A 9,838-nucleotide genomic window follows, 5' to 3' on the forward strand; every position below is an offset into this window, starting at 1 on the left:
ATCGACGCGACGACTGGCGAGGCGACCGCCCGAGCGGCGACCGCCGTCGAGCGCGTCTTGCGCTCGGAGGCGACCCCGAACGGGCCGTTCGAAACCGTCGGCGGCTTCGCCGACGTGCTCGACGCGACCGTCCGGGAGTCGCCCGGGACCGCCGTCGCGCTGGCGCTCGGACACGACGTTCGAGACGCCGCGCTCGACGCGTGGCGCGACCACGCGCAGGCGACCCACGCCGCGCTCCGCGGGGCGACGACGGGCCGCTACGAGAGCCTCTACGCGCTCTCCTGTGACCTGTCGTCGCCGGGGCGACTCGCCACGGTGGCGAGGCTCGCCCGCGACTTCCGCTCGCCCGAGCCGACCGTTCTCGCGGTCGGCGTCGGTGCCGCGGCCCTCGTCTCGACCGGCCCCGCCGGACTGGACGAGGACCTCGCCGCGGCCGCGAACGAACTGCCGGACGCGTCCGCGACCGGGTCGCCGTCGGAGGCGACGATGACGTTCGACTCCGCGGCGGAGCCGAGCGACGTCGTCGCGGCCGTCAGGGAGGTGCGCCGATGACGCGGCGTGCGACCCTGCGAACGACCCACAACGACCCCGGCATCATCGCCGGCGCGCTCGAACCGGACAACACGGCGTCGATGCGCACCCGAGTCGAGGGGGACGAACTCGTCACCACAATCGAACGCGATTCGACCGGCGGCCTGCACGCCACGGTCGATGACTACGTCGTCAACGTGACGGTCGCGGAGACCGTCATCGAAGCCACACGAACGCACACAGACACTAACCATGAGTGAACGATCCGTCTCCAAGCAGAAGCGCGGAAAGCGATGGTACACCGTCATCGCTCCCGAGAATTTCGACCGTAAGGAACTCGGTTCGACCTTCGCGGACGAACCCGAGAAGATCAACGGTCGCACCGTCGAGTCCACCCTCGGCGAACTCAACGACGACCAGGGCGCGAACAACGTCAAGCTCACGTTCAAGATTACCGACGTGGGTAGCGACGCCGCCTACACCGAGTTCATCCAGCAGGAGCTCACCCGAGACTACCTCCGTAGCCTCGTCCGCCGCGGCGCGTCCAAAATCGAAGCCAACGTCACGGCCATCACCAAGGACGACTACCGCGTCCAGCTCCAGCCCGTCGCCTTCACCACGAAGAAGGCCGACCGCAGCCAGGAACACGAAATCCGTCGCATCATGACGAAGCTCACCCGCGAGGCCATCACGGGTCACACCTACGACGCGCTCACCGAGAGCGTCGTCGAGGGTCGCCTCTCGTCGGCCATCTACGGCGACGCGAAGGTCATCTACCCCCTGCGCCGCGTCGAGGTCAAGAAGTTCTCCCTCGAAGCCCGCCCCGAAGAGGTCGAGGCCGAAGAGGAAGCCGCCGTCAGCGTCGACGAAGACGACGTCGCAGTCGACGTCGACGAAGAGACCGAAGCGTAAGCCCGTCTCGCCGACGGCCCGACTTCGAATTTCGACTTTTTACGCGCCCGCGCGCAAAGCGAGAGCCACGTCGCTCTCCGGTCAGGTGCGAAAGCTCGAAGCCGACGCTGCGCGCCGAGCCTACTCCTCGACGACGATGGTGCCGACCATGCCGGCTTGCTCGTGGGGGATACAGAGATACTCGTACTTGCCGGGCACGTCGAAGGTGTACGTGTAGGTCTCGCCGCTTCCGATGAGTCCACCGAGCGAGTTGGAGTACGCGTCGCGGGCGGCCTGCTCGGTCTCGTAGTCCCCGCTGGCGAAGAACGCGGCGTCCTCGGGAAGTGTGCCCTCGTAGGCGGTGACGGTGTGGCCGCGCGAACTCGTGTTCCGCCAGACGACCTCGTCACCGACTTCGACGGTCAGCGCCGGCGGGTCGAACGCGACCGCGGTCATTCCGATGTCGAACTCGTCGCCCGAAGCCATCAAGGTCGCACAGCCCGCGAGGCCGGCCGTCGCAGCCGCTCCGGCCGCCGCGAGGAACTGACGCCGCGTCCGACCGCCGTCCGAGGACCCGTGGTCTCGCATGGTCGCCTCTCGGGACGCGACCGATAAATGTCGCATGGTTCGCTCGGCGAACCGCCGAATCGACCGAGACCGACCGGAACGCCGCCGGTTCGGGGTCGGTGCGCGAAGCCACCCACCGACGGACGGAACGTAAGAGGGAAAGGGAAGGTACGCAATCGCATCGGTATGAGACCCCGATTCGTCGGCCGGTTGGGCCCCGCCGACGTGGTCACCGCCGGGAACGCGGCGCTGGGATTCGTCGCGGCGGTGCTGACCGCGGTCGACGTGCGCCTCGCGGCCAAGGCCATCCTGCTCGCCGCGATGGCCGACGGCCTCGACGGCGTGGTCGCCCGACGCTACGGGGGAACCGACGCGGGGCCGTACCTCGACTCCCTCGCGGACGTGGCCTCCTTCGGCGTCGCTCCCGCCCTGCTCGTCGTCACCGTCGTCCGCGAGATGTGGGGCTTCGACCGGCTTCGGGTCGTCGCCGGCGTCGCCGTCGCCGCGCTGTTCGTCGCGGCCGCGGTCGTCAGACTGGCGCTCTACACCGCCTACGACAGCGGCTCGGACGAGACGGTCGGCGTGCCGACGACGCTCGCCGCGACGATTCTGTCGGCGGGCGTCCTCGTCGGCTTCGTCGAGCCGATGTTGCTCGTCGCCCTCTCCGCAATTATGGCCGCGCTGATGCTCTCGGACGTGACCTACCCGGACCTCCACGCGCAGGACGCGCTCGTCATGGGCGTGGTGCAGGGCCTCGCAATCCTCTGCTCCGGGACGCTCGGCGAGGGGTTTTCGTTCGGGCTGCTGTTCTTGGCGCTCGGCTACCTGTTTTTGGGCCCGCGCTTCTACTGGGGCTAATCGGTGCGGCGCGCGAAACGCGTCCGGGCTACATCCCCATGTCTGCCGCGTCCTCCGGGACCGGCAGGTCGTGCGGCGAGACGCCGAGGAGCTCCGCGGCGTGGTCCAGCGCCATGTCGAAGCCGTAGTAGCGTTCGAGTTCGTCGCCGTCGGCGGTCGGGCGGACCTTCAGCATGGCGTAGCCGTCGATGTTCTGAGCCACGGCGGCGGTGCGGCCGTCGCGGTCGAATTCGAGGACGCGCTCGGAGTCCGTGACGTAGTATCGCGCGGTGACGCCGTTCGCTTCTGCGGTTGCGTCGGTCATGCGAGGCGCTAGGGAGTAGGGGCTGTCTAAACTACCGGTTCCGGCGGGCGGGTCGGCGCGGTGGGCCGGCGTGGAAGGCCGCCGGAACGAAAGTGACGTGTGTGTCTCCACCGAGGGGTGAGCTATGTGGTTTCAGAGCGGCCGCCGGCGCGACCTTTGTGCCATCCTCTACGACGCGGGCGAACTCCGCGGGCAGAAGCTGAAGACCCGACTGGAACGCTACTACGACCTCCGAATCGACCCTCAAGCGTTCTACGGCACGCTCGACGCGCTCGTGGAGGCGGGCCACCTCCAACGGCGAACCGAGGGCATCTACGACGTGTACGGCCTCACCGACGCGGGCGCAGACCGGGTCGAATCGTACCACGCGTGGCTCGCAGAGCGGGTCGAAAACGGGGCACTCCGGGCGGGCGACACAGCCAACGCGGACGAATCGGTCGTCGACTGACGGTTACTTCTGGAGCCAGTCGCCGATGGTGTTGCGGAGAATCTCGCTCGTCCCCTCGTAAATCTCGTTGAGCTTCGCGTCGCGGTAGTAGCGCTCCGCGGCGAAGTCTTTGGTGTAGCCGTAGCCGCCGTGAATCTGGATGCCCTCGTTCGCGACCTCGCGACTGATTTCGCTGGCGTAGAGCTTCGCCTGCGCGGCCTCCTTGATGAACGTCTCGTCGCGCATCTTCAGGTCCGCGGCCTTGTGCATGAGGAGCTTTGCGGCCTGAACCTTCGTGTCCATGTCGGCGAGTTTGTGCTTGATGGCCTGGAACTCGCCGATAGGCTGGTCGAACTGCTCGCGCTCGCCGGCGTACTTCACGGCGTCGTCGAGGGCGGCTCGGGCGATACCAATCGAGCGCGCCGCGATAGTGATGCGGCCCCCGTTGAGCGTCTTCAGCGCCTGCACGAAGCCGTCGCCCTCGTCGCCGAGAAGCCGGTCTTCGGGGATGCGCATGTCGTCGAAGCGGAGTTCGGCGGTCGGACAGCCCTTGTCGCCGAGTTTGTGCTCCGTGCCCTCGACGACGAAGCCGTCGTCCTCCTCGGGGCGGACGACGAACGACGAGATGCCCTTGTTGCCCGCGTCGGGGTCGGTCTTGGCGAAGACGACGACCGTGTCGGCGACCGAGCCGTTCGAAATCCAGAGCTTCCCGCCGTCGACGACGTACTCGTCGCCGTCTTTGACGGCCGTGGTCTCCATGGCCGGCACGTCGCTTCCCGCGCCGGGTTCGGAGAGCGCGAACGCGCCGATGTCGGTGCCTTCGTTGACCGGCGTCAGGTAGGTCTGCTTCTGGTCCTCGTTCCCAAACTCGTAGAGCATGTTGCCGGCGAGGCTCGTGTGGGCGGCGACGATGGTGCCGAGGCCGCCGGAGCCGCGGGAAATCTCTTCGAGGCCGATTGCGTAGGAGTGATAGTCGAGGCCGGCACCGCCGTACTCCTCGGGGAAGGGCATGCCCATCAAGCCGAGTTGCCCCATCTCAGCCACGAGGTCGGCGGGGAACTCGTCGGTCTCGTCTATCTCCGCCGCGCGAGGTTTGACCTCCTCGTCGACGAACTCCGAGACCATGTCCTTGATTTGCTTCTGCTCCGCAGTGAGCGCGAAGTCCATACGTGAGTCTGTCATCGACTATGCTTATGATTTTCTCCTGCGCCGTCTCGGCCGTCTGAGAGTCGTCGCCCCCACGAGACTTTTTATCCCCCCTTCCGTAATACCGGTACGCTTCGAATGTCTCGACACGCCGATGCCCGGCCACCGGCAACTGATGACGACCTCGATTGGTGTCACGATGCAGTTCAGGGGGTCTCTCGGACCTTCGCCCTCACGGTCGACGTCCTCGACGAACCGATGGCGTCGCACATCTGTATCGGATATCTCCTCTGTCGAATCGCCGACACCGTGGAGGATTCGTCTTCAATCGCGCCCGACGAGCAGGCACACCTCCTTCGACTCTACGACCGCGCGCTCGACCCCGACGACGACACCACCGTCGACGAGTTCGTGACCGCAGTACAGCCGCACCTCCCCCCGGAGGGCGAACAGTCCGACGACTGGATGGTCGTCGCCAACACCGCTCGGGTCTTCCGGACGTTCGAGGCGCTTCCTGAGGACGTGCGAGAGGCGGTCACGCCGCCGGTCCGCGAACTCGTCTCGGGTATGGCGATGTTCGTCGAACGTTACTCCCAGACCGGCGGGCTCCGCATCCAGTCCCGCGAGGAGTTAGAGGAGTACTGCTACTACGCCGCCGGCACCGTCGGCAACCTCATCACGAACCTCGTGACCCGCGGCAACGTCGACAGTGAGCGCCGCTCGCGGCTCTACGACACCGCCGAGGAGTTCGGCCTGCTCCTCCAGCTCGTGAACATCGCGAAGGACGTTCACGACGACTACACGGCGGAGAACAACGTCTACCTCCCCGCCGACTGGCTCGACGACGCGGGCGTTCCCCAAGAGGAGGTCGTCGCCCCCGAGCACAACGACCGGGCGGCCTCGGTGGTCAAGCGGACCGCCGACCACGCCAAGTCGTTCGTCGACGACGCTCAGACCTACTTGGAGACGGTGCCGCTCCGCGAGGGCAACACGCTCGCCGCGTGGGCGATTCCGTTCCTGCTCGCGGTCGGCACGCTCCGCGAACTCGTCGCCAACCCCGAACACGCGGTGACGGGTGAGGGCGTCAAAATCTCCCGACAAGAGGTGTTCGCCGTCGTCTCCGAGATGAACGGCGCGGGCGCCGAGTCGCTCGCCGAGATGCGCGAAATCATCTCGCGTCAGCCGTTCCACCGAGCGACGACGAACGCCGACTGAACGACGCAGAGGCGCTGTCGGTCGGGCCCGGTTCTGTTTCGCTTCTCTTCTCGCATCGCTTCGTGCCGAGCGCCGCCGAGCGCGCCGGCAGCTTCGGTCTCGCGAGCGACGTGTTTCGCACCCACCGCGGTCGCCGTCGGAACCGCGGTCCGAGGCCCATGCGGTCCCGTGACGAACGCAGTTTGGGAGGATTTTTAGTAACCCAAGCATAACGGGCGTCTATGAGTACCGAAGAAGCACACGACGACCACGGCCATCACCTGCCGGCGGTTCAGGACTGGCCGCGCGGCTTCGGCGAGGCGAGCTGGTGGCCGTTCGTCACCGCCGTCGGGGGCGCGGGCATCTACGCCGGTGCCGGGCTGTACGTCATGGGACAGGACGGAATCGTCGGCCAGACGGCGGGCCCCGCCGTGTTCATCGGCAGTATCTTCCTCTTCCTGGCCGGGCTCTACGGCTGGTTGTACCACGCGTTCGTGAGCCACTTCTGGTCGCGCGACGCGAGCCAGAAGAGCGCATCGAAGCTCCGCTGGGGCATGATTGCCTTCCTCGGCTCCGAACTCGGGACGTTCGGCGCGCTGTTCGCGTACTACTTCTTCATCCGCGCGGGGACGTGGCCGCCGCAGGAACTTCCACACCTCACAGGCTCGTTGGTGTTAGCCAACACCGCCATCCTCATCGTGTCCAGTTTCACGCTCCACTGGGCGCACGTCGCCATCCGCGAGGAGAACCACCGTAACTTCATCCTCGGCCTCGCCGTCACGCTCCTGCTCGGTGCGGTGTTCATCGGCGGGCAGGTGTACGAGTACTACGAGTTCATCGTCCACTCGAACTTCTCCATCACCGACGGCATCTTCGGGTCGGCGTTCTACGGCCTCACCGGCCTGCACGGCCTCCACGTCAGCCTCGGCGCGGTGCTTCTCGGTATCGTCTTCGTCCGCGCGCTCCGCGGGCAGTACTCCGCCGAACGCCACGTCTCCGTCAGTACGGCCTCGATGTACTGGCACTTCGTGGACGTCGTCTGGATCTTCCTCGTCGTCGTACTCTACGTCGGCGCGGAAGTCGGCGCGTAACTCTCGTCGCCGCGCTGCGACGTAACCGATTCTTTTTAGCCGACTCATCCGAGAGCCACGGACGCCGGCACGTCCTGTCGAGGGATGGAAACGGGCGTCCACTGCCATGGGTTGTTCGGACCACGTCCTCGGACGCGACGTGGACGTGTCGGACTTCTCGACCGCCGAGCGGCGGGACTGCCACACCGACCGAGAGTTGCGTCCGCGTCCGAATCGCCGTCCGCGTCCGAATTCTCACCAGCGTCCCGCGCCAGCGACCGCTCACCCGAACTGTTCGTTGAACCGGTAGATGTCCTCGTCCACGCCGGCGACGATGAGGTCGTCGTCGGCTTTGACCCGGAACTCCGGGGCGATTTCGGTGACGAGCGTCCCGTCTCGCTCGACGGCGATGACGGTGCAGTTCGTCCGGGCGCGAACGTCGGCCCCGGCGAGCGTCCGCCCTACGAGCCCGGGCGCGTGGGTCCGGACGATTTCTATCTGCGACTGCGGCGCGATGACCTCCTCGTCGAGCACCGTCGAGGCGAGCATCCGCCCGGCGACCGTCGAGAGCGCGAGGACGTAGTCCGCGCCAGCGCGGTAGAGTTTGGCGATGCTCTCGGTCTCGTTGGCGCGGGCGATGACCTCCGTCTCCTCGGAGACGCGCTCGGAGACGAGCGTGGCGAAGACGGCCGTGGTGTCGTTGTCGAGCGCGAGGAGGACGCCGCGGGCCTCGGTGACGTTCGCCTCGGAGAGCGTCTGAGGGTCGGTGATGTCGCCCACGAGGTCGACGCCGGGCTTGTCCTGTTTGTCCACGACGAGATGCGGGACGCCGGCGCTCGCCAGCGTCTCGGCCGCGGTCGACCCGACCTCCCCGTACCCCGCGACGATGACGGTCCCGCGGCGGAAGCGCCGCGCCGACGACAGCGTCAGCGCCCGGAGCTCTTCGAGTTGCTTCTCGCGGCCGACGACGAGCAGGATGGTGTGCTCGTCGATGACGGCGTCAGGGGCGGGCGGGGAGACGAACTCCCCGGTGAACCACGCACCGATGACGTTGGCACCCGTGACCTGGCCGATGCCGCTCTCGGCGATGGTCCGCCCCTCGACGGGACTCCCGCGCTGGACGAGCAGTTCCGCGACCTCGAAGTCCTCGCCGATTTCGATGGCGTCGCCGAGTTCCGAGGAGATGGACGTGGTCGCCTTGCCGGCGAGGCTCTCGCCGAGAAGTCGGCGCGGCGAGACGACCCGGTCGGCACCGGCGTAGCGGTGGTAGTCCGCGACCTCGGGGTCCTCGATGAGGCTGACGACGCGGGCGTCCGGGGCGGCCTGCTTCGCGGCGAGGATGATGCTCGCGTTCGTCTCGTCGTCGTCGTCGGCGACGATGGCGAGCGCCTCGGCCGCGTTCGCCGCTTCGAGCGACTCGATGGCCTCGGGGTCGCCGTGGACGACCTCGTAGCCCTCGCCGTACAGTTCCTCGGCGCGGTCGCGGTCGGCTTCGAGAATCACGTAGGGAACGTCCATCGAGTCGAGTTCGTCCACGAGGGCGTCGCCGCGGGGGGTGAACGTACAGATGACGACGTGGTCCGTGTGCGTCGAGGTCGTCGGCGGCGCGGTCCGCAGGGCGTCTTCGACGAGGGGGACGAGAAACAGCGGGAGCGTGAGGAAGACGGTCGTGACGCCCGTGAGTTGCATCAGAATCGACAGCGCGAGCAGCGGCGGGTGGTCGACCCAAAACCGGGTCTGCTCGCCGTAACCCGTCGTCGTGAACGTCTCGACGAGACGTGGACCGCCTGCAGGAACGTGACGTCCTCGCCGGCGAAAAAGCCCGCCGCCCACTGGTAGGCGATGGAGAACGCGAGCATCAACAGCCCGGCCCCCGTGAGATAACGGCCAAGTCGTCGCTTCGCCTTCGACAACCCGGGGCCGTCGCCCGAAATAGACATAGTCGGGCTATGTGCGCCGGTGGCTAAAAGCGTCCTGACGCGGTAGTGCTCTCATGACTCGCCGACGGGACGCCGCGCTCGCGGGGTCGGTGCTCGTCCCCACCGCGCTCGCGGCGGCCCTCCTACGGACGCCGGTGACACCGGGGCCGGTCCTCGTCGGCGTCGTTGGGGCGCTCGCGCTGGAAGCGGCGCTGTCGCTTCGGGCGTCGAGCGTCCGCGCGCTCTGGGAGCGACGGGTCGTCCGAACCACGTCAGTCGCGACCGCCGTCGTCGGAATCGTCCTCGGCGTCGTCGTCTTCGGACGACAGACGCTACTCGCCGTCGCGGTCGGGCTCTCGACCTATCTGTTCCTCCTCGCCGCGGTCGAACTCCGGAGTCGTCGCCGAGGAGATAACCCCCCGTGAGTCGGTCCCGCGGACCTGTTACGCGAGGAATACTTAACCGCCGTCCGTCCTCCGGTACGTGTATGTGTAGCACACCGTCCGACCGCCGAGCCGACAGTCCGCGACCGTGACGCTCTCAGGGAGTAGCGGGGCGACTGCTCGGACGACCCGCCGGACGAGACGCCGCGTGCTCGAAACCGGCGGCGCGGCGGCAGCGGCCACGCTTGGGTTCGGCGTGCTCCTCGCGACCGACTGGGTGTGGCTCGTCTCGCGCGCCGCCCCCTCGCCCGAGACCGCCGCGCGACGTGGGCCGCCGGAACCCTGCTCGTCGTCGTCGGACTCTGCGCGTACGCCTACGCGAACGCGGACGAGAACGTCGCACCCGAGGGTGGTCGCGCGTCCGGGTCGGCGGAACCGGGCCACCCTTACGACGGTCTCGGCGTGCCGACCGCCGTCACGCTCGTCCGAGGCTTCCTCGTCGCGGGCGTCGCGGGCATCGCCGGCGTGGCGCTCTACAGCCCGCTGAG

Annotated in this window: 10 protein-coding genes and 3 pseudogenes; 9 read left to right on the forward strand and 4 right to left on the reverse strand. The window is 67.7% G+C overall.

Annotation, left to right across the window (positions count from 1 at the left end):
- The 3 genes and pseudogenes from NKF06_RS18005 to NKF06_RS18015 form a co-directional block, all read left to right on the forward strand.
- Positions 1-552: pseudogene (locus tag NKF06_RS18005) on the forward strand (exonuclease); the annotation flags it as partial.
- Complete coding sequence (locus NKF06_RS18010; RefSeq protein WP_253246198.1) at positions 549-791, forward strand: KEOPS complex subunit Pcc1; 243 nt, start codon at positions 549-551, stop codon at positions 789-791. The pseudogene NKF06_RS18005 and the gene NKF06_RS18010, both read left to right, overlap by 4 nt.
- Positions 784-1,443, forward strand: coding sequence for a 30S ribosomal protein S3ae (locus NKF06_RS18015; RefSeq protein ID WP_058828857.1), 660 nt, complete (start codon positions 784-786; stop codon positions 1,441-1,443). Before NKF06_RS18010 ends, NKF06_RS18015 begins: the two co-directional genes overlap by 8 nt.
- 120 nt (positions 1,444-1,563) lie before the next feature.
- On the opposite strand, the gene NKF06_RS18020 is transcribed toward NKF06_RS18015, so the two are convergent.
- Entirely contained in the window at positions 1,564-2,010 is a 447-nt protein-coding gene (locus NKF06_RS18020; protein ID WP_253246199.1) for a plastocyanin/azurin family copper-binding protein, read from the reverse strand.
- Between the two features lie 165 nt (positions 2,011-2,175).
- Between NKF06_RS18020 and NKF06_RS18025 the strand changes: the two genes are divergently transcribed.
- Positions 2,176-2,847 (forward strand): protein sorting system archaetidylserine synthase, encoded by a 672-nt coding sequence (locus tag NKF06_RS18025; RefSeq protein ID WP_058828859.1) that lies wholly within the window; start codon positions 2,176-2,178, stop codon positions 2,845-2,847.
- Between the two features lie 28 nt (positions 2,848-2,875).
- On the opposite strand, the gene NKF06_RS18030 is transcribed toward NKF06_RS18025, so the two are convergent.
- Positions 2,876-3,151, reverse strand: a complete 276-nt coding sequence (locus tag NKF06_RS18030; RefSeq protein ID WP_058567220.1) for a hypothetical protein — start codon at positions 3,149-3,151, stop codon at positions 2,876-2,878.
- Between the two features lie 124 nt (positions 3,152-3,275).
- Here NKF06_RS18030 and NKF06_RS18035 point away from each other — a divergent pair, with 124 nt between their 5' ends.
- The gene (locus NKF06_RS18035; protein ID WP_253246200.1) at positions 3,276-3,599 is read left to right on the forward strand and encodes a DNA-binding protein; all 324 of its coding nucleotides are present in this window, start codon (positions 3,276-3,278) and stop codon (positions 3,597-3,599) included.
- Between the two features lie 3 nt (positions 3,600-3,602).
- Here the strand turns inward: NKF06_RS18035 and NKF06_RS18040 are convergent, their stop codons facing one another.
- On the reverse strand, positions 3,603-4,745 hold the full coding sequence (locus NKF06_RS18040; RefSeq protein ID WP_253246201.1) for an acyl-CoA dehydrogenase: 1,143 nt from the start codon (positions 4,743-4,745) through the stop codon (positions 3,603-3,605).
- Between the two features lie 117 nt (positions 4,746-4,862).
- Here NKF06_RS18040 and NKF06_RS18045 point away from each other — a divergent pair, with 117 nt between their 5' ends.
- Together NKF06_RS18045 and NKF06_RS18050 are read left to right on the forward strand one after the other, a co-directional pair.
- A complete protein-coding gene (locus NKF06_RS18045) occupies positions 4,863-5,939 on the forward strand; it encodes a phytoene/squalene synthase family protein (RefSeq protein ID WP_058828863.1) in 1,077 nt (358 codons plus the stop codon).
- Positions 5,940-6,160: 221 nt separating this feature from the next.
- A complete protein-coding gene (locus tag NKF06_RS18050) occupies positions 6,161-7,009 on the forward strand; it encodes a heme-copper oxidase subunit III (protein ID WP_058567216.1) in 849 nt (282 codons plus the stop codon).
- Between the two features lie 261 nt (positions 7,010-7,270).
- Here NKF06_RS18050 and NKF06_RS18055 read toward each other — a convergent pair.
- Positions 7,271-8,928, reverse strand: a pseudogene (locus NKF06_RS18055) (NAD-binding protein).
- 53 nt (positions 8,929-8,981) lie between these two features.
- Here NKF06_RS18055 and NKF06_RS18060 point away from each other — a divergent pair.
- Together NKF06_RS18060 and NKF06_RS18065 are read left to right on the forward strand one after the other, a co-directional pair.
- Complete coding sequence (locus NKF06_RS18060; protein WP_253246202.1) at positions 8,982-9,332, forward strand: hypothetical protein; 351 nt, start codon at positions 8,982-8,984, stop codon at positions 9,330-9,332.
- Positions 9,333-9,569: 237 nt separating this feature from the next.
- Positions 9,570-9,838: pseudogene (locus tag NKF06_RS18065) on the forward strand (CDP-alcohol phosphatidyltransferase family protein); the annotation flags it as partial.

Source organism: Haloferax sp. AB510, from assembly GCF_024136985.1.
In the GTDB taxonomy this organism is placed as follows: Archaea; Halobacteriota; Halobacteria; order Halobacteriales; family Haloferacaceae; genus Haloferax.